The sequence below is a fragment of the Streptomyces sp. NRRL S-378 genome, from assembly GCF_000720645.1.
GTDB lineage: Bacteria > Actinomycetota > Actinomycetes > Streptomycetales > Streptomycetaceae > Streptomyces.
On sequence record NZ_JOBX01000001.1, the window covers coordinates 317,851 to 341,788 of the forward strand.

Consider the following 23,938-nt stretch of genomic DNA (forward strand, 5'->3'; position numbering starts at 1 on the left):
GTCCAGCGTGCTGGGCGCCCGCGCGGGCCGCATCCGCAGGCCGCCGCGGGCCTGGCCGCCGCTCGGGACGCGAGGGGGCCGCGTCAGCGCGTAGCCTTTTGGGTGCAGGTCGCGTCGAGCGGCCGTTTTTGCTGGTCGCAGGCTGAGTTTTGGAGGATGTTGTGCGTTTGCAGGTCGTCGATCACCCCTTGGTGGCGCACAAACTCACCACCCTGCGCGACAAGCGCACCGACTCCGCGACGTTCCGGCGCCTCGCGGACGAGCTGGTGACCCTGCTCGCGTACGAGGCCACCCGCGACGTGCGCACCGAGCAGGCGGACATCGAGACCCCGGTGGCCCCGACCACGGGTGTGAAGCTCTCGGCCCCCAGGCCGCTGATCGTCCCGATCCTGCGGGCGGGCCTCGGCATGCTGGACGGCATGGTGCGGCTGCTGCCGACCGCCGAGGTGGGCTTCATGGGCATGGTCCGCAACGAGGAGACTCTGGAGGCCTCCACGTACGCGACCCGCATGCCGGAGGACCTCTCCGGACGCCAGGTCTACGTCGTGGACCCGATGCTCGCCACCGGCGGCACGCTCGTCGCGGCGATCCAGGAGCTGATCAAGCGCGGCGCCGACGACGTCACGGCCGTGGTGCTGCTGGCGGCGCCCGAGGGCGTCGAGGTCATGGAGCGCGACCTGGCGGGCACGCCGGTGACGGTCGTGACAGCCGCGGTGGACGAGCGGCTCAACGAGCACGGCTACATCGTGCCGGGCCTCGGCGACGCCGGCGACCGGATGTACGGCTCGGCGGAGTAGTCCCCGGGCGCTGCGGCGGCCCCGTCGGGCCGCCGCAGGCGCCGTACGGCGGGCTCAGCAGTTCTTGGCGGGCGCGGGCACGGGGTTGGCCAGGAGGGCCAGGGCCTTGTCCGCGTCCTCCTTCGTGCTGAGTTCCTTGAAGGCGTCGCCCAGGATCAGGTCGACGTCCGCGGTCTCACGGGCGTCGGTCTGCTGGGTGGTGCCGGGGAGTTGGGTGCCGAGCACCGCGAAGACGGCCTTGTCGGTCGTGGGGGAGCCCAGCAGTATCCCGGTCCCGGGGACCTTCTTGTCGAAGTCGGCCGGGGCGTTGCCGACGCTGCCGATGACGAAGCCGCGTTTGGCGAGTTCGTCGCCGACGGCCTTGGCCAGGCCCGCGCGCGGGGTCGCGTTGTAGACGTTGACCGTGATCGTGCCGGGCTGGGGGAGCACGACCGCCGGTTTGGCGGGTGCGGACGCCGTGGAGGCGGCCTCGGGGCCGCCTCCCTTGGCAGCGGCCTCGGGAGATTTCGTAGGGCAGTCCTTGGCACCGGCAGCCGTGTTCCGTTTGGGGCCATCGCCCCGGAACACGTCGATGAGCTGCAGTGCCCCGTAGCCGACCAGGGCAAGCGCGAGGACCGAGCCGAGCACGCCGAGGACGATCCGTCGTCGGCTCCGCTTACGGCTCATGCGGGGGTAGGCGGTCCCCGTGACGCGGTACTTTCCGCCCATGCCGGGGGGAGTGAGCATGCTCATGGGCGCAGCGTAGTGCGACCCGGTGGCGATGCCTACTAAATGATCTGCTGATAGGTCAATGGTGACCCGAAAGGCGCAATCTACGCGAAGCGTCAGTCCATCTCGAGGACGCGGGCGTGCAGCACCTGACGCTGCTGCAGGGCGGCGCGCACGGCGCGGTGCAGCCCGTCCTCCAGGTAGAGGTCGCCCTGCCACTTCACGACGTGGGCGAAGAGGTCGCCGTAGAACGTCGAGTCCTCGGCGAGCAGCGTTTCGAGGTCCAGCTGGCCCTTGGTCGTCACGAGCTGGTCGAGCCGGACCGGGCGCGGCGCGACGTCCGCCCACTGCCGGGTGGTTTCCCTGCCGTGGTCGGGGTACGGCCGCCCGCTTCCGATGCGCTTGAAGATCACACGGAAAGCCTACCGGGCCCGTGCCTGCGGGCGCAGCCTCGCAAGGCTGGTGCAAAAGTGGCAGACAGTGCTATTTGGGGAGTGATCCATGAGCGAGAGCACCGATGCCACCGCCGCTGAGACGGGCAAGGCGGACAAGGCGGGCGTGGTGGACAGGGCGGACGCGGCGGGCACCGCAGATACGGCGGATACGGCGGGCACCGCGGATACGGCGGACACCGCGGACACCGCGGACACGGCGGACACCGGGGCTACGGCGGACGCGGCGGGCCCGGCCGGGCAGATCGCCGCCGGGTACGCCTTCACCGGACCCGCGCTCGACCTGGGGGCCCTCCTCTGGGACGGCGTCTGCCTGCCCGACCGTCAGATCCGCATCCCCCTGTCCATGCTCAACCGGCACGGGCTGGTCGCCGGCGCCACCGGCACCGGCAAGACCAAGACGCTCCAGCTCATCGCCGAGCAGCTGTCGGCGAACGGCGTCCCCGTCTTCCTCGCGGACATCAAGGGCGACCTCTCGGGGATCACGGCACCCGGGGCGCCCGGAGAGCGGATCGACCGGCGGGCCCGGGACGTGGCCCAGAGCTGGGAGCCCGCCGGATGCCCGGGCGAGTTCTACTCGCTGGGCGGGATCGGCCCCGGCATCCCCGTCCGGTCCACCGTCACCGCCTTCGGCCCGGTGCTGATGTCGAAGGTGCTCCAGCTCAACCAGACGCAGGAGCAGTCCCTCGGCCTGATCTTCCACTACGCCGACACCAAGGGCCTGGAGCTGATCGACCTCAAGGACCTGCGCGCGGTCGTCGCCTTCCTCGTCTCCGACGAGGGGAAGGCCGAGCTCAAGGGCATCGGCGGACTGTCCACGGTGACCGCAGGGGTGATCCTGCGGGCGCTGACCGCCTTCGAGGCGCAGGGGGCCACGGAGTTCTTCGGCGAGCCCGAGTTCGACACGAGCGAGCTGCTGCGCACGTCCGCCGACGGCCGCGGGGTCGTCTCCGTACTCGAACTCCCGGCGGTCCAGGACAAGCCGCAGCTCTTCTCCACGTTCCTGATGTGGCTGCTGGCCGACCTCTACACCGACCTGCCGGAGGCCGGCGACCTGGACAGGCCCAAGCTCGTCTTCTTCTTCGACGAGGCCCACCTGCTCTTCAGCGGGGCCTCGAAGGCCTTCCTCCAGTCGGTCACCCAGACCGTCCGGCTGATCCGGTCCAAGGGCGTCGGCGTCTTCTTCGTGACGCAGACCCCCAAGGACGTGCCCGCCGACGTGCTCGCCCAGCTCGGCAACCGCGTGCAGCACGCCCTGCGGGCCTTCACCCCCGACGACGCCAAGGCGCTGAAGGCGACCGTGAAGACCTTCCCGCACTCCGCCTACGACCTGGAGGAGCTGCTCACCGCACTGGGGACCGGTGAGGCGGTCGTCACCGTGCTCAGCGAGAACGGCGCCCCCACCCCGGTCGCCGCGACCCGGCTGCGCGCGCCGCAGTCGCTGATGGGGCCCGTCCCGGCGGCGGACCTGGACCGGGCGGTGAAGTCCTCGCTGCTCTGGTCGCGCTACGCCGAGCCGGTCGACCGCGAGTCGGCGTACGAGAGGATCAGCGCCGCACAGGCGGCTGCGGAGGCCCGGGCGGAGGCGGCCGCGGCGGAGGCCGAGGCCGGGAAGCAGGCCAGGGCGGCGGAGAAGGAGGCCGCGAGGGGGGCGGGACGCGGCGCCCCGAAGGAGGACCCCTCGCTGGTCGAGCAGGTGGTGGGCAGCGGGCTGTTCCGCTCGCTGGCCCGGTCGGTCGGTACGCAGCTGGGCCGGGAGATCTCGCGCTCCGTCTTCGGGACGGCGCGCAGGCGCAGGTGACGCGGTGACAGACTCGGTACATGCGGACCGAACTCACCGACACCACGTCCAGCAAGGTCAACCGGGCCCTGCTCGCAGCACGCCGGGCGATAGGCAGCCCCACCATGGGGCTCGTGCTGACGCTCGTCGTCGTCACCGACGAGGAGAACGCCTACGACGCCGTACGCGCGGCCACCGAGGCCTCGCGCGAGCATCCCTGCCGCATCATCGTGGTCATCAAGCGGGTGTCGCGCGGCCCGCACAAGCTCCGCGCGAGCCGGGTCGACGCCGAGCTGCGGGTCGGATCGGACGCCGGAGCCGGGGAACTCGTGCTGCTGCGCCTGCACGGGGCGCTGACCGAGCAGGCCGGGTCGGTCGTCCTGCCGCTGCTGGTGCCGGACGCGCCGGTGGTGGCGTGGTGGCCGGCCGCCGCCCCCGCCGACCTGGCGCGGGACCCGCTCGGCGCGCTCGCGCAGCGCCGGATCACCGACGCGGCCGCCGCCTTCGACCCGGTGGGCGTGCTCGACGAGCGGGCCGCCGGCTACCAGCCCGGCGACACCGACCTGGCCTGGACCCGGCTCACGCCCTGGCGGGCCCTGCTGGCAGCGGCCCTGGACCAGACGCCGCTGCCGGTGACCGGCGCGGCGGTGGAGAGCGAACCCGACAACGCGAGCGCCGAGCTGCTGGCGCGCTGGCTGGAGGACCGGTTCGGAGTCCCGGTGGACCGCGTCGCGACCGACGGCCCGGTCATCACCGCGGTGGTACTGCGCACCACCGGCGGGGAGGTCCGGGTGGACCGGCCCGCGGGCGCGCTGGCCACCCTGACCCTGCCGGGGAGCCCCGACCGCAGGGTGGCCCTGAAGATCCGCAGCGGCGCCGAACTGATCGCGGAGGAGCTGCGCCGCCTCGACGCGGACGTGGTCTACGGCTCCGCGCTGCGGCGGCGGCCGCTCCAGACGGGGCTCTCGGCGTAGTGGTTGTCGTAGGTCGCCGAGCTGTCCTTGATGTCCTGCACGGTGGCCTCGCCCGCGTGGACCCGGCCGAGGAGGCGGTAGTAGTCGAAGCGGCCCATGCCGGGGGTGAAGCCGACGAAGACGCTCGCCGTATGGCCGGCGGCGGGGGCGAAGGCGTGCTTGACGCCCGGCGGGACCGCGATGAAGTCGCCGGCGTCCAGGGTCTGGATCTCGTCGCCGACGAGGACGTCGAGCCGGCCCTCGGTGACGTGGAAGAACTCGGTGGCCCGGGTGTGGAAGTGCACCGGGGCGCCCGCCGCGCCCACCTCGAAGGCGGCCGTGTTGCAGGTGAGCTCGGCGGTGTCGGTCAGCAGGGTGATGAGGCTGCCGGGGGCGTCCTGGATGGCTTCGGCGGTGGCGGCGCGGGTCGGGATCTCTGTCATGTCCTTCAATCTACGGACCCGATCGACCGGGATCAGGGGGCAATCAGGGCCCCGTACCACCGGTCAATTCTTTCACCCCTCTATCCCTTCGCGGCCTTGGCGGCCTTGGCGGCGGCCTTCATCTCCTGCTTGTGCGCCCGCACCTTGGCCAGGGACTCGGGACCGGTGATGTCGGCCGCCGAGCGGTAGACGTTCGCCTGGCCGTAGCCGCCGGCGGCCTCCCGCCAGCCCGGCGGCCGCACCCCGAACCGCTTGCCCAGCAGGGCGAGGAAGATCTGCGCCTTCTGTTCCCCGAAGCCCGGCAGCGCCTTGAGCCGCCCCAGCAGCTCCCGCCCGGTCGGCGCGTCGGACCAGACCGCCTCCGCGTTCCCGTCGTAGTGCTCCACCAGGTACGCGCACAGCTGCTGGATCCGCGTCGCCATCGACCCCGGGTACCGGTGCACGGCGGGCTTCTCGGAGAGCAGCGCGGCGAAGGCCTCCGGGTCGTACGCGGCGATGGCCTGCGCGTCCAGGTCGTCCGAGCCCAGCCGCTGCGCGATCGTCCAGGGCCCCGAGAACGCCCACTCCATCGGCACCTGCTGGTCCAGCAGCATTCCGACGAGCGCGGCGAGCGGGCTCCGGCCGAGCAGCGCGTCGGCCTCCGGCTGCTGCGCCAGCCGGATGGTGATGTCCTTGTCCATGGCTCCAGCGTCCCGCGCGGTCGCGCTCCCCGCGCGGTCGGCACACCGCGCGCCTAGCGTGAGTACGACGACAGCGACGAACGAGCCGAGGAGTCGACGATCATGCTTGAGTTCCCCGAGGGCGCGCCGTGCTGGGTGGACGCGATGTTCCGGGACGTGGAGGGCGCCAAGACCTTCTACGGCGACGTGCTGGGCTGGACCTTCGGCGAGTCCGGCAGTGAGTACGGCAACTACACGCAGGCCTACTCCGACGGTAAGGCCGTCGCGGCCGTCGTACCGCCGATGCCCGGGGTCGACGCTCCCTCGCAGTGGTGTCTGTACGTCGCCTCGCCCGACGCGGCGGCCACGGCCGGGAAGGTGACCGCGAACGGCGGCGAGGTCCTGATGGGCCCGATGCAGGTCGGCGCCTTCGGCACCATGCTCATCGCGAAGGAGCCGAGCGGCGCCGTCTTCGGTGTCTGGCAGCCGGGCGAGCACAGGGGATTCGAGAAGATGGGCGAGGCGGGCTCCTACGCCTGGGCGGAGGTCTTCACCCGGGAGCCGGCCAAGCCGGACGCCTTCCTGACGAAGGTCTTCCCGTACAGCGCCGAGCGGATGGACCCGGGCGACGACCCGGAGGCGGCCGACATGGACTTCATGGTCTTCAGCGCCGGCGACCCGGGACAGCCGGTGCTGGGGCGGATGAAGATGGGCGACGACTTCCCGCCGGAGCTGCCGTCCTACGTCCAGGTCTACTTCGCGGTCCCGGACTGCGACGAGGCGGTGTCGAAGACGCAGAAGCACGGAGGGAAGCTGCACTTCGGCCCGATGGACAGCCCGTTCGGCCGGTTCGCGGCGGTGTCGGACCCGCAGGGCGCCGCCTTCGCGGTGATCGACCTGACGACGACGGTCGGGGAGATGCCGGCCTTCGGCTGATCCCCCCCGCGAGCGGGAGGCACTCGCCTGCCTCGCTCTTCACCGGGAGGCTCACGAGCGCCGGAACCGGCATCGATCCACCCGATGCGCTGATCGCCGCCACCGCCCTGGCGACCGGCCGGACGCTGGTGAGCCGCAACATCAAGCATCCGGCGCGATCAGGCGCCCTCCTGCTGAACCCTTGGGAGTACGAGGGATAGGCCATCGAGGCCGGAACGCACGGAACTGTCCGGTTGCGAGGCAGGTGAAACGAGACTCGAACTGAGACCACGGAACGCAGAAGGCCCCGGCCGGTTTCCCGGTCGGGGCCTTCAAGTGCCCGGTGAGGCACTGGCGGAGGATACGAGATTCGAACTCGTGAGGGGTTGCCCCCAACACGCTTTCCAAGCGTGCGCCCTAGGCCTCTAGGCGAATCCTCCGCCGCAAACAATACAAGACGTGGAGGGGTGCTCGCGAACGTGATCGTTCGCCGGGGATCCGGCGGGGGTCGGGGCGGGGGGCGGGGTCGATTCCGGGGGTGTGGATCCGCTAGGGTGGGGCCCAGCCCCTCACGTGGCGCTATCTCACCCAACTCCCCCAGGGCCGGAAGGCAGCAAGGGTAAGTGGGCTCTGGCGGGTGCGTGGGGGGCCCTTTGCGTTCCCGGGCCCTGCTGCCCCCGGCCCGGTCCCCCTGTTCCGGAGCCGCCGGTGGCGTCCGCGGGCGCCCGTTGTCGGTGGGCCCGGATAACCTCGTAGACGTGTCGTCCCTTGCGCTGTACCGCCGCTACCGCCCCGAGTCGTTCGCCGAGGTCATCGGTCAGGAGCATGTCACTGCGCCCCTGATGCAGGCCCTGCGGAACAACCGGGTCAATCACGCGTACCTGTTCAGCGGGCCGCGCGGGTGTGGAAAGACCACCAGCGCGCGCATCCTCGCCCGGTGCCTCAACTGTGAGCAGGGTCCCACTCCGACCCCCTGCGGGGAGTGCCAGTCCTGCCGCGACCTCGCCCGGAACGGGCCGGGGTCCATCGACGTGATCGAGATCGACGCCGCCTCGCACGGTGGTGTGGACGACGCCCGCGACCTGCGCGAGAAGGCCTTCTTCGGCCCCGCGTCCAGCCGCTACAAGATCTACATCATCGACGAGGCCCACATGGTCACCTCGGCGGGCTTCAACGCCCTGCTGAAGGTGGTCGAGGAGCCGCCGGAGCACCTCAAGTTCATCTTCGCCACCACCGAGCCGGAGAAGGTGATCGGGACCATCCGGTCCCGGACGCACCACTACCCCTTCCGGCTGGTCCCGCCCGGGACCCTGCGCGAATACCTGGGCGAGGTCTGCGGCCGGGAGGGCGCCCTGGTCGAGGACGGCGTGCTGCCGCTCGTCGTGCGCGCCGGAGCGGGCTCCGTGCGTGACTCGATGTCCGTCATGGACCAGCTCCTCGCCGGCGCCGGCGAGGAGGGTGTGACGTACGCCATGGCCACCTCGCTCCTCGGCTACACCGAAGGCTCGCTGCTCGACTCCGTCGTCGACGCCTTCGCCTCCGGCGACGGCGCGGCCGCCTTCGAGGTCGTCGACCGGGTCGTCGAGGGCGGGAACGACCCGCGCCGGTTCGTCGCCGACCTGCTGGAGCGGCTGCGTGACCTGGTCATCCTCGCCGCCGTGCCCGACGCCGGGGAGAAGGGGCTGATCGACGCCCCCGCCGATGTCGTGGAGCGGATGCAGGCCCAGGCGTCCGTGTTCGGTGCCGCCGAGCTCTCGCGCGCCGCCGACCTGGTCAACGCCGGGCTCACCGAGATGCGCGGCGCGACCTCGCCGCGGCTCCAGCTGGAGCTGATCTGCGCCCGCGTGCTGCTCCCCGCCGCCTTCGACGACGAGCGGTCCTTCCAGGCCCGCCTGGACCGCCTGGAGCGCAGCGGGGCCGCCGCATTCGCCGCGGGGCCGCCCGCCATGGGCTACGTGCCCGGGCCCGAGGCGCACGCCATGGCACCCGCCGGCCCGGGCGGGGGGCCCGCCGCCGCGCGGGCCGCCGCTGCCGCCGCGGTGCCGGCTCCGGCTCCTGCCGCGCCGGTCGCCGCTCCCGTGCAGGCCCCCGTGCAGGCTCCCGCGCCCGCTGCGGCTCCCCCGGCGCAGCCGCAGGCAGCGCCCGCCGCTCCCGTCGCTGCGCCCGTCCAGGCGGCGCCCGCCCCCGGCGCGTGGCCCGGAGCCGCGCAGCCCGGCGGCGGTGCCCCGGCCGCCCGGCCCGCCGCGGCCCCCGCTCCCGGCGCCTGGCCCAGTGCGGCCGCTCCCGGCCAGGGCGCGCCCGCACCCGTGCAGGTTCCGGCCACCCCGGCGCCGTCCCCCGCCGCCCCGGCCGCGGCGGCCGCCCCCGCGCCCTCCCCGGGAATGGCCGCCGGCGCCGGACAGGTGCAGGCGATGTGGCCCGGCGTCCTGGAGGCCGTCAAGAACCGCCGTCGCTTCACCTGGATCCTGCTCAGCCAGAACGCCCAGGTCACCGGCTTCGACGGGACCACCCTGCAGCTCGGCTTCCCCAACGCCGGAGCCCGCGACAACTTCGCCAGCAGCGGCAGCGAGGACGTGCTCAAGGCGGTCCTGGCCGAGAACTTCCAGGTCAACTGGAAGATCGACGCCGTCGTCGGCGGTGGCTCCCCGGTCCCGGCGTCGGCCCCCGGAACGTCCTACGGCCCGTCCTACGGCGCTCCGTCCGCGCCCGCCCCGGCCTACAGCCCGCCGCCCCCGCCGCCGCAGACCTCCGCGCCGCAGGCCCCGGCCGCGCCCCAGCAGCAGCCGTCCCAGCAGCCTCAGCAGCCGCAGCAGTCGGTCTCCGCGCCGCCCCCGCCCGTACAGCAGGCACCCCCGCCGGTCGCCCCCGAGGACGACTTCGCGGAGGACGACGACCCCGACCTCGTCGAGAGCGCGCTGACCGGACACGACCTGATCGTGCGCGAGCTCGGGGCGACCGTTGTGGAGGAATACACAAATGAGTAGCCCCTTCTGATTGGGTGGCCGCACGAAGCCGTCGCCGCCGTCCGGGCTAGGCTGAGCAGCGTGAAGGTCCTCGTCATCGGCGGCGGCGCCCGCGAACACGCCCTGTGCCGCTCTCTGTCCCTCGACCCCGACGTCTCCGCGCTCTACTGCGCTCCCGGCAACGCCGGCATCGCCGAGGTGGCCGAGCTCCGCCCGGTCGACGCCCTCGACGGCGAAGCCGTCGCCGCTCTCGCGACGGAACTCGGCGCCGGCCTGGTCGTCGTCGGCCCGGAGGCCCCGCTGGTCGCCGGCGTCGCCGACGCCGTGCGCGCCGCCGGCATCCCCGTCTTCGGCCCGTCCGCCGAGGCGGCGCAGCTCGAAGGCTCCAAGGCCTTCGCCAAGGACGTGATGGCGGCGGCCGGGGTCCCGACCGCGCGCAGCTACGTCTGCACCACCCCGGAGGAGGTGGACGCGGCCCTCGACGCCTTCGGCGCCCCCTACGTCGTCAAGGACGACGGCCTGGCGGCAGGCAAGGGCGTCGTGGTCACCGAGGACCTGGAAGCGGCCCGCGCGCACGCGCTCGGCTGCGACCGCGTCGTCATCGAGGAGTACCTCGACGGCCCCGAGGTCTCCCTCTTCGCCATCACCGACGGCGTCACCGTGGTCCCGCTCCAGCCGGCGCAGGACTTCAAGCGCGCCCTGGACGGCGATCAGGGTCCCAACACCGGCGGCATGGGCGCGTACTCCCCGCTGCCCTGGGCCGACCCGAAGCTGGTCGACGAGGTCATGGAGCTGGTGCTCCAGCCGACCGTCGACGAGCTGCGCCGCCGCGGCACCCCCTTCTCGGGGCTGCTCTACGCCGGCCTCGCGATCACCGGCCGCGGCACCCGTGTCATCGAGTTCAACGCCCGCTTCGGCGACCCCGAGACCCAGGTGGTCCTGGCCCGGCTGCGCACCCCGCTCGCGAGCGTGCTGCTGAACGCCGCCAAGGGCACCCTGGCCGACGAAGCGCCGCTGGTGTGGCGCGAGGACGCGGCCGTCACGGTCGTCATCGCCTCCCACAACTACCCCGACACCCCCCGCACCGGGGACCCGATCGAGGGCCTGGCCGAGGTGGCCGCCGAGGACGCGCCCGACGCCTACGTGCTGCACGCCGGCACCCGGCGCGAGGGCGACACCGTCGTCAGCGCGGGTGGTCGCGTGCTGTCGGTGACGGCGACCGGTTCCGATCTGGCGCAGGCGCGAGAGAAGGCGTATAGGGCGGTCGGGCGCATCCGGCTGGACGGCTCGCAGCACCGTACGGACATCGCCGCGAAGGCGGCCGGGCTCCGCTGAGCAGCGGCTCCGCAGACCCGCGGGCCCGGTGCGCACTTCCCGCGCCCGGGCCCGCGGGCGTGTCCGCGTGCGACTGCATCCGGCCTCGTTCGAACGCATCCACCTTTACCCAAAGCCATTCCATCGGGTGATCGTCAGCTTGTCTGCCTGACGGCCGGGCGCGCCCCAACTAGGGTGCGGCGCAAGCATTCCGGCACTTGGCCCACCGACCTTGCGATGTCGGTGGCGGGTGTCACAGTGGGGGAGTGAGCAACGCAGCCGCAGGGCAGAGGGGGTGAGACCGGCCGTGTCCGGAATCGGTTCGATCATGGAAGCGGGCGTTCCGTCCGCGCGGTCCCGCGCCCTGGCCGTGCTGCGCGTGCGCAGCCGGGCCCTGGCCGTCGCGCTGCTGCCGGCCGCCCTCGCGGTGGTGCTGGTGGCGGCCCGGACGACGGGCCGGCTGGCGGGCGAGACCTGGGGCACCGTGACGCTCGTGGTGTGCGCGGTCGCGGCGCTGGTGCTGCTCCTCGGCGGGATCTTCGCCGCGGTGGTCCTGCGGGCGAGTCCGGCGCTGACGCCGACGGTGCCGCTGTCCGAGGCCGCCGCCCCCGATCTCTACCGCCTGGTGCGGGACCTGGCCGACCGGATGGACGTGCCGCCGCCCTCCGCGATAGCCCTGACGCCGGACTGCGACAGCTGGCTGGAGGACCGCGCCCATGCGGCCCACCGCCGGGGCGGCATAGCCGGCGGCCCCCAGTCCGCCCGCGGCGCGGCCCCGGTGCTGGTGATCGGCTCGCCGTTCCTGTGGTGGATGCGGGTCGCGGAGCTGCGGGCGGTCCTCGCGCCGGTCGTCGCCGGTACGGGTCCTTCCGCGCACCCGGACATAGCCGACGCGCGGGGCTTCGTGCGGGGCCTGGACGCGGCCGTGGACGTGGGCAGCCGTCGCGGGCTCGGCTGGATCGCCGCCCCGGCCCGGCTGCTGCTGAGGCTGTGCCGGACGGACGCCGCCGAGATGGAGCGCGGGGTGGCCGCCGCCGCGTCCGACCGTGCCCAGGGTGTGGACTACGGGCTGCGCATCGTCGCCCAGGAGCAGGTCGGCCTCGCCTACGCGGGCTGGGACCGGCTGCTGACCCGGGTGGCCCTGCCCGCCTGGCGGATGGGCCGCTGGCCCGCGCACCTGGACGCCGGGGTGGTGTCGGCGCTGACCGAGCTGTCGCGGCGCGACCGGCTGGCGGAGGGCTTCACCTCGCGGCTCGGCGAGCGGCCCGCCTGCGACCTGCTGGAGCAGCCCGGCGTGATCGACGAAGCGACCTCGCTGCTGGCCGCGCGGCTCTTCCACGGCGGACCGGCCGAGGCCGGGCCCGACTGGTCCCCGGTGGAGTGGGCGGCGTATCCGGAAGAGGTCGTGGACCGCAAGTGGCGTACGGAGGCGGCCCGCCTGCACACGGCACTGGACGCGCTCGCCGGTCCGGCGGGTCTGGCCGGTCCGACGGGTGCGGGCGGGTCCTCCGGGGCCGCGGGCTCCGTGAGCCCGGCCGGTGCCGGTTCCGCCGCCCCTGCCGCCTCGGTGGCCCCCGCCGCTGCCGGCGCCTCCGGCTCACCCGCCCCGTCCGGTCCGTCCGGTGCGGCGGGGCCCGCCACGATCGAGGCCTCCGACGCGGCGCCCCCCGCCGTGGACGGCTTCGCCGGGCCCACGCTGGAGCGGGTGCTGGGCTGTCTCACCGGCGCTTCGGGAGAAGGAGCGCTCGGCGAGGCCCTGGCCGGCCGGCTCAGCGCCGACCTGGCCCGTGAGGATCGGGCCGCGGGCACCCCCGGCGGGGCCGGGAAGGCGCGCGGCGCGGACGCCGTACCGCTGTTCCCGCTCCAGCAGCCGCGCAGCGGCCGGGACCTGCTGGCCGACCACGTGACGGCGATGGTGTGCTGCGCGGCCGTGGACTCGGCCGGGGCCGCCCCCGGCATGGACTGGCTCGACGGGCCGGTCCTGCTGGTCGACGGCGACCGCCGGGCGGATCTGGCGCCCCGCGTGCTCTGCCTGGTCGAGGACGGCGATCCCGAGCCCCTGCGCGAGTGGCTGTCGGCCCTGGGCGTCCGTACGGAGAAGCCGGTCCGCCTGGTGTGAGACGGTCATCGCCCCTCCCCCGGCGGGGCGACGGATCGCACACGCAAGCGGATGCCAATGTTCCGGTCTCGTCAATTCGCGACGAACGGTGACGGACTGCGTGCGTAATGTGATGTGCTGGGACCGGTCGCGGCTGGACGCTCCCGAAGCGGAGGTCCGGGCAGTGCCGTACCGGTGCCGACGGGCGCCACGCACCGAGGCGAACCACGCCGGCCGGGGGAGCGAGGGAGGGGAGCGGTCATGGGTACGGACCAGATCCGGCGTTGGGAGTCGGGTGCGCTCGCGCACGCGGTGAACGACCCCTTCGGACAGGGCCCCCTGCCCTGGTTCCGGGGCAGCGAGCTCTACTTCGACGACACCGGCCAGGTCGTCCCCTGGTACGTGGACCCGGCCGCCGCGGCCGCCGGAACCGGCCAGATCCCCCGGGCCCGCGGCAACGGCGGCCCCCGCACGGCCGACGACGTGCACCGCCAGATCAAGGGCTTCGCCTCCACCGGAGCCGTCGCCCCGGGCGAGGCCATCGACTTCCACATCACCGTCGACCCGCCCCAGCAGTTCTCCGTCGACGTCTACCGGATCGGCCACTACGGCGGCGACGGCGCCTCGAAGATCACCACCAGTCCCCGGCTGTCCGGCATCGTCCAGCCCGCCCCCCTCGCGGCGGACCGCACCGTCTCCTGCCACCACTGGTGGCTCTCCTGGCGCCTGCAGGTCCCGTCGTACTGGAGCGTCGGCGCGTACGTCGCCGTCCTCACCACCGCCGACGGTTACCGCTCCCACATCCCCTTCACGGTCCGCGACGACCACCCCGCCGACCTCCTGCTCCTGCTCCCCGACATCACCTGGCAGGCGTACAACCTCTACCCGGAGGACGGCCGGACCGGCGCCAGCCTCTACCACGCCTGGGACGAGGCCGGCCGGCTCCTCGGCGAGCAGGACGCGGCCGTCACCGTCTCCTTCGACCGGCCCTACGCGGGCGCGGGCCTGCCCCTCCATGTCGGCCACGCCTACGACTTCATCCGCTGGGCCGAGCGCTACGGCTACGACATCGCCTATGCCGACACCCGCGACCTGCACGCCGGCCGCGTCGACCCCACCCGCTACCGGGGCCTGGTCTTCCCCGGCCACGACGAGTACTGGTCGGCCCCGATGCGCCGCACCGTCGAGCGGGCCCGCAACCACGGGACGTCGCTCGTCTTCCTGTCGGCGAACACCATGTACTGGCAGGTCGAGCTGGCCCCGTCGCCCTCCGGGGTCGAGGACCGGCTGCTCACCTGCCGCAAACGCCGCGGACCGGGCCGCCCGAGCCTCTGGCGCGAGGTCGACCGCCCCGAGCAGCAACTGCTCGGCATCCAGTACGCGGGCCGCGTCCCCGACCCCGCGCCGATGATCGTGCGCAACGCCACGCACTGGCTGTGGGACGCCACCGGCGCCGGCGAGAACGACGAGCTGCCCGGCCTGGTCGCGGGCGAGGCGGACCGGTACTTCCCGCGCACCCAGCTCCCCGAGCACCAGGACCGGATCCTGCTCGCGCACTCCCCGTACCTCGACAGCGAGGGCCAGCGCCGCCACCAGGAGACCTCCCTCTACCGGGCTCCCAGCGGGGCCCTGGTCTTCGCCTCCGGCACGTTCGCCTGGTCCCCGGCCCTCGACCGCCCCGGCCACGTCGACGAGCGCGTGCAGCGGGCCACGGCCAATCTCCTCGACCGGATCTGCAAGCACGACTGACACGGCGGCGGGCCCCGGCGCACCCCTGTCCCCGGGAGGGGACCCGGGTGCGCGAGAATCGGGGTGCGCCTCAGACAGAACCACAGGGAGACCCCGTGTCCGGATTCGTAGAAAAGCCCGAGCCGGTTCAGGTTCCGGGCCTCGTCCACCTCCACACCGGGAAGGTGCGCGACCTCTACCGGGACGAGGACGGCCGCCTCGTCATGGTCGCCAGCGACCGCCTGTCCGCTTTCGACTGGGTGCTGCCCACCGAGATCCCGGACAAGGGGCGTGTCCTGACCCAGCTCTCCCTGTGGTGGTTCGACCAGCTCGCAGACCTCGTCCCGAACCACGTGATCTCCACCGAGCTGCCCGCCGGAGCCCCCGCCGACTGGGCCGGCCGCACGCTGATCTGCAAGAACCTCGACATGGTCCCGGTCGAGTGCGTGGCCCGCGGCTACCTCACCGGCTCGGGCCTCGCCGAGTACAAGCAGACCCGCACGGTCTGCGGACTCGGACTCCCCGAGGGCCTCGTGGACGGCTCCGAGCTGCCCGGCCCGATCTTCACCCCGGCCGCCAAGGCCGAGGTCGGCGAGCACGACGAGAACGTCTCCTACGAGGAGGTCGCGCGCACCACCGGCGCCGAGACGGCCGCACTGCTGCGCCAGACCACCCTCGCCGTGTACAGCCGCGCCCGGGACATCGCCCGCGAGCGCGGGATCATCCTGGCCGACACCAAGTTCGAGTTCGGCTTCGACCCGAAGGACCACACGCTGGTCGCCGCGGACGAGGTGCTGACCCCGGACTCCTCCCGCTTCTGGCCGGCCGACCAGTGGGAACCGGGCCGCGCGCAGCCCTCCTTCGACAAGCAGTACGTCCGCGACTGGCTGGCCTCCGCGGCCTCCGGCTGGGACCCGAAGGGCGAACTCCCGCCGCCGGCCCTCCCGACGCAGGTCGTCGCGCAGACCCGCGCGAAGTACATCGAGGCGTACGAGCGGCTGACCGGTCTGGACTGGTCGTAGGGAAACGAAGAAGCCCCGGTCCGAGGACCGGGGCTTCTTCCTTGCAGAGCGGACAACGCGACTCGAACGCGCGACATCCACCTTGGCAAGGTGGTGCTCTACCAACTGAGCTATGTCCGCAAGCGCCGTAAGGCGAGACCTACTATACCCAACCTCGCTCCCTCGCGAGACGCACTGCGGTGTGCCGGTTCTCGGCGCCGAGCTTCGTGGCCGCCGAGGACAGGTAGTTGCGGACGGTCCCCTGCGAGAGCGAGGCCCGCTCCGCGATCTCCGCGATCGGCGCCCCGTCCCCCGCCAGTTCCAGCACTTCGGCCTCCCGGGCGGTCAGCGGGGAGTCCCCGGCGCTGATCGCGTCGGCCGCCAACTCCGGGTCCACGTAACGGCCTCCGGCGTGCACGGTCCGGATCAGCTCGGCCAGCCGCTGCGCCGAGACCGTCTTCGGGGCGAAGGCCCGCACCCCCGCGGCCAGGGCCCGCTTCAGGTGTCCGGGACGGCCGTGGCTGGTCACGATCATCGCCCTGCAGTCGGGGAGTTCGGCCCTGAGGGATGTGGCGACACTCACACCGTCCGCCCCCGGCATCTGCAGGTCCAGCACGGCCACGTCCGGGCGGTGCGCCCGCGCCATCGCCAGCGCCTCGGGGCCGGACGCCGCCTCCGCCACGACCAGCAGGTCGTCCTCCAGTGCGAGGAGCGCGGCCAGCGCCCCGCGGATCAGGTGCTCGTCGTCGGCGAGCAGTACGCGTACGGGGCTCACGCCCGCACCTCCAGTCCATCGAGCCGTGGGCCCGGTATCTCGGCACGCAGCCGGAACCGGCCGTCGCCGACCAGTCCCGCCTCCAGCGTCCCTTCCAGTACGGCGAGCCGTTCCCGCAGCCCGGCGAGTCCCGAGCCGGGCGGCCCGGCAGGGGTCTCCGGCGCGCCGTCGTTCTCCACCAGCAGCGTCACGGAGCCGCTCTCCGGGGCCGTCAGCCGGATCCGGCAGTGCTGCGCGTCCCCGTGCCGCAGCACGTTCGTCGTGGCCTCGCGGACCACCCAGCCGAGCGCGGACTGGACTTCGGAGGGGAGCTCCCGGGCAGGCCGGAAGTCGACCCGGCAGTCCATTCCGGCCGCGCTCAGCACGCCGCGCGCGCCTTCCAGCTCCACCGCCAGGTCCGCCTCCCGGTAGCCGCGCACCACGTCCCGTACCTCCCGCTGGGACTCCCGGGCGATCCGCTGGACCTCGATCATCTGATCCACCGCCTCCGGGCGTTCGCGCCGGGCCAGTTGGACCGCCAGCTCGCTCTTGAGGGCGATGACGGCCAGGTTGCGGCCCATCACGTCGTGCAGGTCGCGGCCGAAGCGCAGCCGCTCCTCGGCCACCGCCAGCCGCGCCTGGACCTCGCGGGAGCGGTCCAGTTCGTACACGGTCCTCAGCAGCCAGCCCGAGAACCCGCAGGTGGCGCCGAAGAACAGGCCTCCCAGCAACACGCCGACGGCGTACCCGAGGGCCTTCGCCGCCGGCATCCCGAGGCCCAGGGCGGCCAGTCCGGTGGCGACCGCCGCCGCCGCGGAGACGTACCACATGCGCCGTACCGACTTCAGGCACAGGACGAGCGCTCCGGAGGTGAACCAGGCCAGTCCCGCCACCATGGTCGGGGCCACGGTCGCCTGGGACTCCCCGGTGGTCCGCAACGCGAGGACGGCCAGGACGCATCCCGCCGTCACCACGGCGGTGGCCACCGCGAGCCGGGTGGGGCGTTCGCGCCGCCCCACCACCCAGTGCAGCGCCCGGGAGCTGAGCACCCCGCACAGGGCCGCGTGCGCGCACATCATGAGGAAGAGCGCGAGGGGCACCACGTGGGAGGTCCGTTCGGCGGCCGCGGCGACCAGCGGGGTCAGCCCGAACGACAGGACTTCCAGGATCACGAAGAGGTAGAACGACCCGCGGGTGTACAGCTCGACCTTCCCCGCGGTGCTGCGGTTCTTCCACCATCCGGTCAGCTTCGACACGGCCCCGTCCCCCGACTCGTCCTAGCGGCGCGGTTCCCAGCGGAACCACCGCTGGACAGCAAACACGCTGATCATGATCCAGGCCAGTGCGGTGAGCGCGGCCCCGAGCAGGTCCCCGCCCCCGGCGCCGCCGCTCCAGCCGGCCCGTACGAGGGTCATCACCCCGCTCAGCGGCAGCAGTTCGCACAACGAGGCCGCGAGGTCGGGCAGCGCGTCCGTCGGGGCGAACAGCCCCGAGCCGAGCACGGTCGCCAGGAACAGCGGCAGCGTGGTGAGGCCGGCGGTCTCCACGGTGCGGGTGAAGGAGCTGGTCACCGCGGACAGCGCGGCGAGCATCAGGACACCGGCGAGGACGGCCGCCACGAGCAGCAGCGGGTTCTGCGGCATGCGCACGTCCAGGGCTGCCGCCCCGGCGACCGCGAGGACGGCGATCTGCGCGAGTGCGAGAGCGGCGGCGGGCAGCGCGGTCCCGGCCAGGATCTCCAGGTCGCTCGCCTCGCCGGTCCGCAGCCGCTTGAGGACGAGCTCCTCGCGGCGGGCGACGTAGGAGGAGACCAGGTTCATGTGGACGACGAGGAGCAGCACCATGCCGATCCCGCCGGTCAGGGTCGCCTCGCCGACGGCCCGGGCGCCCTCGGCGTCGCCGAGGGAGGAGCGCAGGACGAACACCATCAGCAGCGGCATCAGGAGGGCCAGGGCCAGGGTGGCCCGGTTGCGCACCAGCAGGGTGAGCTCGGAGCGGCCGAGTGCGGTGACGCGGCCGGCGTTCAGGGTGGGCGTGTTCATCGGGTCCCCGCCATCGTGTCCTCGGTGCGGTCGCCGGCGCCGCGGTGGTTGCGGGCGATCTCCAGGAAGGCCTCCTCCAGGGAGGCCGACCGGGCGTCGAGCCCGGTCAGCTGCACGCCGTCCTCCCGGGCCCAGCCGAGCAGCTCGGTCAGGTCCTCCTGGAGCCGTTCGGTACGGATCTCCACGCGCTGCCCGAAGGCGGCCGCCCGCAGGGTCAGCGGGAGCCGGGCCGCGGGCACCCCGTCGGGCAGGGTGAACCGGATCCGGGCGGGCCGGGTCGCGGTCACCTCGGCCGGACTGCCCGACAGGACCAGCTCGCCCTCGTGGAGGATGGCGAGGCGGTCCGCGAGTTCCTCGGCCTCCTCCAGGTAGTGGGTGGTCAGCAGCACCGTGGTGCCCTGTTCCCGCAGTTCGCGCACCAGGGCCCAGGTGTCCCGGCGCCCCTCGGGGTCCATGCCGGTGGTGGGCTCGTCCAGGAAGAGCACCTCGGGCCGGCCGAGCAGGGCCAGCGCCAGGTCCAGGCGCCGCCGTTCGCCGCCGGACAGCTGCTTGACGCGTACGGAGGACCGTGCGGCCAGCCCGACCAGTTCCAGCACCTCGGCCGCCGGGCGGGCGCCGGTGGTGACCCCGCCCCACATCCGTACGGTCTCGGCGACCGACAGGTCGGAGGGGAAGCCGCCCTCCTGGAGCATGACCCCGGTGCGCGGCCGGACCTCGGCCCGCCGGGTGAGCGGGTCGAGGCCGAAGACGCGGACCTGTCCGCCACTCGGCGCGGCCAGCCCCTCCAGCAGTTCGACGGTGGAGGTCTTGCCCGCGCCGTTGGTTCCGAGCAGGGCGAAGATCTCACCGCGCGCCACGGAGAAGGAGACGCCCCGTACGGCCTCGAACCCTCCGGTGTAGCCGCGGCGCAGGTCCCGGGCTTCGATCACGGTGTCAGTCATGATCCAAGCGTCCCGGCGCCCGGACCGGGCCGGCAGTGCGCGCTGTCATGACCGGTCATGACATTTGTCAGGAGGCCTGGTGCCGGATGCGGCCGCATACGACGAAGGCCCCGATCGTGATGATCGGGGCCTTCGACTTACAGAGCGGACGACGCGACTCGAACGCGCGACATCCACCTTGGCAAGGTGGTGCTCTACCAACTGAGCTACGTCCGCAAGCAGTGCACTGCCGGAGCAGTACGTGCATCACTCTACCCGATCCACCGGAGTGGTCGGAAAGTCATGCAGAGCGGGTGACAGGAATCGCACACTGCGCCTTCCCTCTGGAAGAGGGATGTTCTGCTACTGAACTACACCCGCACGACCTCGGAGGCTCTGACCTGCGGCCTCGCCCCTCGGCGTGATCCACACATTAGCCGAAGGGTGGGGGTGGATGGCAAATCGGCCCTCAGTGGGCCGCGTTGTAGGCCTCGTAGATCTTCTTCGGGATGCGGCCCCGGGGCGGCACGTCGTGCTGGTGGGACCGGGCCCAGGCGCGGACGACCGCCGGGTCGGGCGCGACCGAGGTGTGCTTGAAGGCCTTCCCCGAGCGTGACTGGCGGCGGCCGGCGGCCACGAAGGGCGCGAGGCTCTTCCGCAGTTTCTTTGCGTTGGCCACATTGAGGTCGATCTCGTACGACTTACCGTCCAGGGCGAACATGACCGTTTCCGCCGCTTCTCCCCCGTCGATGTCGTCGGAGAGCGTGACCACTACGCGCTGCGCCACGGATATCGGTCCCTTCGTGCGACGCCGCCACCTGCTGACGTGCGGCGATGTCGCCTGTTCGGATGTTTTGGGGCAATGAAACTTTCGGCCGGAATCCCGGTTGATTCCTTTGTACCCCGATTCCCATTGCATTGCGAAGCTCAGTTAATTCTCTCCGCGTGTCCCGCCGCAATGCCGGGTACGTGGTTTTCCTGGGGATTTTGCGAAGCGTTGGTGAAGCTGAAACGGCCCGGTGATCAAGGCCCTCGCATATCTACCCGCGTAGAAATTTCGGGCGGGTACGCTGAAGGAACCGCCTTGCACCAACCACCTCATCGGGAGTGCCAGTGGCACGCGTCGTAGTCGACGTCATGCTCAAGCCGGAGATCCTCGACCCCCAGGGCCAGGCGGTGCAGCGTGCACTGCCGCGCCTGGGCTTCGAGGGCATCGCCGACGTCCGTCAGGGGAAGCGCTTCGAACTGGAAGTGGAGGGACCGGTCGACCAGGCCGCCCTCGACCGCATCCACAAGATGGCCGAAACGTTCCTCGCCAACACCGTCATCGAAGACTTCACCGTGAAGGTCGAGGCCTGACGGTGACCACTCGCATCGGTGTCGTCACGTTCCCCGGAACGCTCGACGACCGTGACTCGCTGCGCGCCGTCCGCCTCGCGGGGGCCGAGCCCGTCTCGCTGTGGCACCGCGACAAGGACCTGCACCAGGTCGACGCGGTCGTCCTCGCGGGCGGCTTCTCCTACGGGGACTACCTGCGCGCCGGGGCCATCTCCCGCTTCTCGCCGGTGATGGAGACCATCATTGAGCAGGCCAGGGCCGGCATGCCGGTCCTCGGCATCTGCAACGGCTTCCAGGTCCTCACCGAGGCCCACCTGCTGCCGGGGGCGATGCTCCGCAACAACCACCTGCACTTCATCTGCCGCGACCAGAAGCTGCGGGTGGAGAACGCGGAGACCGCGTGGACCGGCGACTACACCGCCGGCCAGGAGATCTCCGTACCGCTCAAGAACATGGACGGCCGGTACGTCGCCGACGAGCGCACGCTCGACGAACTGGAGGCCGAGGGCCGCGTGGCCTTCCGGTACCTGGACATGAACCCGAACGGGTCGCTCCGCGACATCGCCGGCATCACCAACGCCGAGGGCAACGTCGTCGGCCTGATGCCGCACCCCGAGCACGCGGTCGAGCCGCTGATCGGAACCGGTGGCACCGACGGCCTCCCGTTCTTCACGTCGGTCCTGAAGAAGCTGGTCAGCGCATGAGCCTCGACACCGTCAAGAACGCCACCGAAACCCCGGACGCCTCCCAGCCCTGGAAGGAACTCGGCCTCAAGGAGGACGAGTACGCCCGGATCCGGGAGATCCTCGGCCGCCGCCCGACCGGCGCCGAGCTCGCCATGTACTCGGTCATGTGGTCCGAGCACTGCTCGTACAAGAGCAGCAAGGTCCACCTGAAGCAGTTCGGCGAGAAGGCCCCCCAGAACGACGCCATGCTCGTCGGCATCGGCGAGAACGCCGGCGTCGTCGACGTCGGCCAGGGTTACGCGGTCACCTTCAAGGTCGAGTCGCACAACCACCCCAGCTACATCGAGCCCTACCAGGGTGCGGCCACCGGCATCGGCGGCATCGTCCGCGACATCCTCGCCATGGGCGCCCGCCCGGTCGCCGTCGTCGACCCGCTGCGCTTCGGCGCGGCCGACCACCCCGACACCAAGCGCGTCCTTCCGGGCGTCGTCGCGGGCATCGGCGGCTACGGCAACTGCCTGGGCCTGCCCAACATCGGCGGCGAGGTCGTCTTCGACGCCTGCTACCAGGGCAACCCGCTCGTCAATGCCGGCTGCATCGGCGTGATGAAGCACGAGGACATCCACCTCGCCCAGGCCTCCGGCCCCGGCAACAAGGTCATCCTCTACGGCGCCCGCACCGGCGGCGACGGCATCGGCGGCGTCTCGGTCCTCGCGTCCGAGACCTTCGACGACACCAAGCCCACCAAGCGCCCCGCCGTCCAGGTCGGCGACCCCTTCCAGGAGAAGCTCCTCATCGAGTGCACCCTGGAGATCTTCAAGGAGAAGCTGGTCGCGGGCATCCAGGACCTCGGCGGCGCCGGCCTGTCCTGCGCCACCTCCGAGCTGGCCTCGGCCGGCTCCGGCGGCATGCGCGTCGAGCTCGACACCGTCCCGCTGCGCGACGCGACGCTCTCGCCCGAGGAGATCCTCATGAGCGAGTCGCAGGAGCGCATGTGCGCGATCGTCGAGCCGCAGCACGTCGACCGCTTCATGGAGATCTGCGAGAAGTGGGACGTCATCGCCACCGTCATCGGTGAGGTGACCGACGGCGAGCGCCTGGAGATCTTCTGGCACGGCGAGCAGATCGTGGACGTGCCCCCGGGCACCGTGGCCCACGAGGGTCCGGTCTACAACCGTCCCTACGCCCGCCCCGACTGGCAGGACGCCCTCCAGGCCGACGACGCGGGCAAGCTGCCCCGCCCGCAGACCTCCGAGGAACTGCGCGCGCAGGTCCTGGCCCTGGTCTCCTCTCCGAACCAGGCCTCGAAGTCCTGGGTCACCGACCAGTACGACCGCTTCGTGCAGGGCAACACCGTCCTGGCCCAGCCCGAGGACGCCGGCATGGTCCGCATCGACGAGGAGTCCAACCTCGGCGTCGCCATGGCCACCGACGGCAACGGCCGCTACGCCAAGCTCGACCCGTACACGGGCGCGCAGCTGGCCCTGGCCGAGGCGTACCGCAACGTCGCCGCGACCGGCGCCAAGCCCCTCGCGATCTCCGACTGCCTGAACTTCGGCTCCCCCGAGGACCCGGGCGTCATGTGGCAGTTCGCCGAGGCCACCCGCGGTCTCGCGGACGGCTGCCTGGAGCTGGGCACCCCGGTGACCGGCGGCAACGTCTCCCTCTACAACCAGACCGGCGACGTGGCGATCCACCCGACCCCGGTCGTGGCCGTGCTCGGCGTGATCGACGACGTCAACCGCCGTACGCCGATGGCGTTCGCGGAGGCCGGACAGCTGCTGTACCTCCTGGGCGACACCGCCGAGGAGTTCGGCGGCTCCGCCTGGTCGCAGGTCGTCCACGACCACCTCGGCGGCCTGCCGCCCAAGGTGGACCTGGGCCGCGAGAAGCTGCTGGCCGAGATCCTGATCTCCGCCTCGCGCGACGGCATGATCGACGCCGCGCACGACCTGTCCGACGGCGGTGTCATCCAGGCGCTGACCGAGTCCTGCCTCAAGGGCGGCAACGGCGCGCGCGTCGTGGTCCCAGAGGGCCTGGACGCCTTCACGTTCCTCTTCTCCGAGTCCGCGGGCCGCGCCATCGTGGCCGTCCCGCGCAGCGAGGAGCTCCGCTTCACCGACATGTGCGGCGCGCGCGGCCTGCCCGTCGCCCGTATCGGCGTGGTGGACGGCGACGAGATCGAGATCCAGGGCGAGTTCAGCCTGCCCCTGGCCGAGCTCCGCGAGGCCCACGAGGCGACGATCCCGGCCCTGCTGGCCTGATCGGCCGGAGAGAGCGGCGCGTACCCGGCCGGGGCCCCGCACGGAACTTCCGTGCGGGGCCCCGCCGCGTCACCGTCGCACGGCCGTAGCGATTCCGTGGCACGACCGTCGTGTCCGCGCCCG

The 23,938-nt window shown here is 72.5% G+C and carries 21 protein-coding genes, 4 tRNA genes and 1 other RNA gene; 13 read left to right on the forward strand and 13 right to left on the reverse strand.

Going from position 1 to position 23,938, the window contains the following annotated elements; genetic code table 11:
* The first annotated feature begins 161 nt into the window (after positions 1 to 161).
* The gene (gene upp, locus IH80_RS0101540; RefSeq protein WP_030647077.1) at positions 162 to 797 is read left to right on the forward strand and encodes a uracil phosphoribosyltransferase; all 636 of its coding nucleotides are present in this window, start codon (positions 162 to 164) and stop codon (positions 795 to 797) included.
* Between the two features lie 54 nt (positions 798 to 851).
* Here the strand turns inward: upp and IH80_RS0101545 are convergent, their stop codons facing one another.
* Both IH80_RS0101545 and IH80_RS0101550 read right to left on the reverse strand, forming a co-directional pair.
* Positions 852 to 1,529, reverse strand: coding sequence for a LytR C-terminal domain-containing protein (locus tag IH80_RS0101545; protein WP_078906260.1), 678 nt, complete (start codon positions 1,527 to 1,529; stop codon positions 852 to 854).
* A gap of 92 nt (positions 1,530 to 1,621) precedes the next feature.
* The gene (locus tag IH80_RS0101550) at positions 1,622 to 1,918 is read right to left on the reverse strand and encodes a type II toxin-antitoxin system VapB family antitoxin (RefSeq protein WP_008740979.1); all 297 of its coding nucleotides are present in this window, start codon (positions 1,916 to 1,918) and stop codon (positions 1,622 to 1,624) included.
* 88 nt (positions 1,919 to 2,006) lie between these two features.
* Here IH80_RS0101550 and IH80_RS0101555 point away from each other — a divergent pair, with 88 nt between their 5' ends.
* Entirely contained in the window at positions 2,007 to 3,758 is a 1,752-nt protein-coding gene (locus IH80_RS0101555; RefSeq protein ID WP_078906261.1) for a helicase HerA-like domain-containing protein, read from the forward strand.
* Positions 3,759 to 3,778: 20 nt separating this feature from the next.
* The gene (gene opcA, locus IH80_RS0101560) at positions 3,779 to 4,711 is read left to right on the forward strand and encodes a glucose-6-phosphate dehydrogenase assembly protein OpcA (RefSeq protein WP_030957009.1); all 933 of its coding nucleotides are present in this window, start codon (positions 3,779 to 3,781) and stop codon (positions 4,709 to 4,711) included.
* On the opposite strand, the gene IH80_RS0101565 is transcribed toward opcA, so the two are convergent.
* A complete protein-coding gene (locus IH80_RS0101565) occupies positions 4,660 to 5,133 on the reverse strand; it encodes a cupin domain-containing protein (protein WP_030957010.1) in 474 nt (157 codons plus the stop codon). The two genes, opcA and IH80_RS0101565, sit on opposite strands and share 52 nt — an antisense overlap.
* Positions 5,134 to 5,213: 80 nt before the next feature.
* Positions 5,214 to 5,813: an HhH-GPD-type base excision DNA repair protein gene (locus IH80_RS0101570; RefSeq protein WP_030957011.1), complete on the reverse strand. Its 600-nt coding sequence runs from the start codon at positions 5,811 to 5,813 to the stop codon at positions 5,214 to 5,216.
* Positions 5,814 to 5,915: 102 nt separating this feature from the next.
* Here IH80_RS0101570 and IH80_RS0101575 point away from each other — a divergent pair, with 102 nt between their 5' ends.
* Positions 5,916 to 6,728 (forward strand): VOC family protein, encoded by an 813-nt coding sequence (locus IH80_RS0101575; RefSeq protein WP_030957013.1) that lies wholly within the window; start codon positions 5,916 to 5,918, stop codon positions 6,726 to 6,728.
* 331 nt (positions 6,729 to 7,059) lie between these two features.
* Here the strand turns inward: IH80_RS0101575 and IH80_RS0101580 are convergent.
* Positions 7,060 to 7,147: transfer RNA gene (locus IH80_RS0101580), tRNA-Ser, on the reverse strand.
* Positions 7,148 to 7,268: 121 nt separating this feature from the next.
* Between IH80_RS0101580 and ffs the strand changes: the two genes are divergently transcribed.
* The 6 genes from ffs to IH80_RS0101605 all read left to right on the forward strand — a co-directional run bounded on the left by ffs (position 7,269) and on the right by IH80_RS0101605 (position 15,832).
* Positions 7,269 to 7,363: signal recognition particle sRNA small type (gene ffs / locus IH80_RS41400), an RNA gene on the forward strand.
* Positions 7,364 to 7,465: 102 nt separating this feature from the next.
* Positions 7,466 to 9,691 carry a DNA polymerase III subunit gamma and tau gene (locus IH80_RS0101585; protein WP_030957015.1) on the forward strand — a complete coding sequence of 742 codons (2,226 nt, stop codon included), beginning with the start codon at positions 7,466 to 7,468 and terminating at the stop codon, positions 9,689 to 9,691.
* A 60-nt stretch (positions 9,692 to 9,751) separates the two neighbouring features.
* Positions 9,752 to 11,005: a phosphoribosylamine--glycine ligase gene (purD, locus tag IH80_RS0101590; protein ID WP_030957017.1), complete on the forward strand. Its 1,254-nt coding sequence runs from the start codon at positions 9,752 to 9,754 to the stop codon at positions 11,003 to 11,005.
* Between the two features lie 307 nt (positions 11,006 to 11,312).
* A complete protein-coding gene (locus IH80_RS0101595; protein ID WP_063757234.1) occupies positions 11,313 to 13,103 on the forward strand; it encodes a hypothetical protein in 1,791 nt (596 codons plus the stop codon).
* Between the two features lie 240 nt (positions 13,104 to 13,343).
* Positions 13,344 to 14,831, forward strand: coding sequence for a N,N-dimethylformamidase beta subunit family domain-containing protein (locus IH80_RS0101600; RefSeq protein WP_030957021.1), 1,488 nt, complete (start codon positions 13,344 to 13,346; stop codon positions 14,829 to 14,831).
* 95 nt (positions 14,832 to 14,926) lie between these two features.
* On the forward strand, positions 14,927 to 15,832 hold the full coding sequence (locus IH80_RS0101605) for a phosphoribosylaminoimidazolesuccinocarboxamide synthase (RefSeq protein WP_030957022.1): 906 nt from the start codon (positions 14,927 to 14,929) through the stop codon (positions 15,830 to 15,832).
* Between the two features lie 47 nt (positions 15,833 to 15,879).
* Here IH80_RS0101605 and IH80_RS0101610 read toward each other — a convergent pair.
* From IH80_RS0101610 to IH80_RS0101645, 8 genes are all read right to left on the reverse strand, one after another.
* Positions 15,880 to 15,952 (reverse strand) — tRNA-Gly (locus IH80_RS0101610).
* A gap of 22 nt (positions 15,953 to 15,974) precedes the next feature.
* Positions 15,975 to 16,586, reverse strand: coding sequence for a response regulator transcription factor (locus tag IH80_RS0101615; RefSeq protein ID WP_030957023.1), 612 nt, complete (start codon positions 16,584 to 16,586; stop codon positions 15,975 to 15,977).
* Entirely contained in the window at positions 16,583 to 17,821 is a 1,239-nt protein-coding gene (locus IH80_RS0101620) for a sensor histidine kinase (RefSeq protein ID WP_030957025.1), read from the reverse strand. Before IH80_RS0101620 ends, IH80_RS0101615 begins: the two co-directional genes overlap by 4 nt.
* Positions 17,822 to 17,842: 21 nt before the next feature.
* Positions 17,843 to 18,607, reverse strand: a complete 765-nt coding sequence (locus IH80_RS0101625; protein WP_030957027.1) for an ABC transporter permease — start codon at positions 18,605 to 18,607, stop codon at positions 17,843 to 17,845.
* Positions 18,604 to 19,548 (reverse strand): ABC transporter ATP-binding protein, encoded by a 945-nt coding sequence (locus tag IH80_RS0101630; RefSeq protein ID WP_037878486.1) that lies wholly within the window; start codon positions 19,546 to 19,548, stop codon positions 18,604 to 18,606. The genes IH80_RS0101625 and IH80_RS0101630 overlap by 4 nt, the downstream gene beginning before the upstream one ends.
* 143 nt (positions 19,549 to 19,691) lie before the next feature.
* A tRNA-Gly gene (locus IH80_RS0101635) sits at positions 19,692 to 19,764 on the reverse strand.
* A gap of 72 nt (positions 19,765 to 19,836) precedes the next feature.
* Positions 19,837 to 19,908 (reverse strand) — tRNA-Gly (locus tag IH80_RS0101640).
* Between the two features lie 88 nt (positions 19,909 to 19,996).
* Positions 19,997 to 20,314 carry a histone-like nucleoid-structuring protein Lsr2 gene (locus tag IH80_RS0101645; RefSeq protein ID WP_030957032.1) on the reverse strand — a complete coding sequence of 106 codons (318 nt, stop codon included), beginning with the start codon at positions 20,312 to 20,314 and terminating at the stop codon, positions 19,997 to 19,999.
* A 320-nt stretch (positions 20,315 to 20,634) separates the two neighbouring features.
* Here IH80_RS0101645 and purS point away from each other — a divergent pair, with 320 nt between their 5' ends.
* The 3 genes from purS to purL are packed head-to-tail and all read left to right on the forward strand — an operon-like array spanning position 20,635 to position 23,815.
* On the forward strand, positions 20,635 to 20,886 hold the full coding sequence (gene purS / locus IH80_RS0101650) for a phosphoribosylformylglycinamidine synthase subunit PurS (protein WP_008740952.1): 252 nt from the start codon (positions 20,635 to 20,637) through the stop codon (positions 20,884 to 20,886).
* A gap of 2 nt (positions 20,887 to 20,888) precedes the next feature.
* Complete coding sequence (gene purQ / locus IH80_RS0101655; RefSeq protein WP_030957033.1) at positions 20,889 to 21,569, forward strand: phosphoribosylformylglycinamidine synthase subunit PurQ; 681 nt, start codon at positions 20,889 to 20,891, stop codon at positions 21,567 to 21,569.
* On the forward strand, positions 21,566 to 23,815 hold the full coding sequence (purL, locus tag IH80_RS0101660) for a phosphoribosylformylglycinamidine synthase subunit PurL (RefSeq protein ID WP_030957034.1): 2,250 nt from the start codon (positions 21,566 to 21,568) through the stop codon (positions 23,813 to 23,815). Before purQ ends, purL begins: the two co-directional genes overlap by 4 nt.
* Positions 23,816 to 23,938 lie beyond the last annotated feature (123 nt).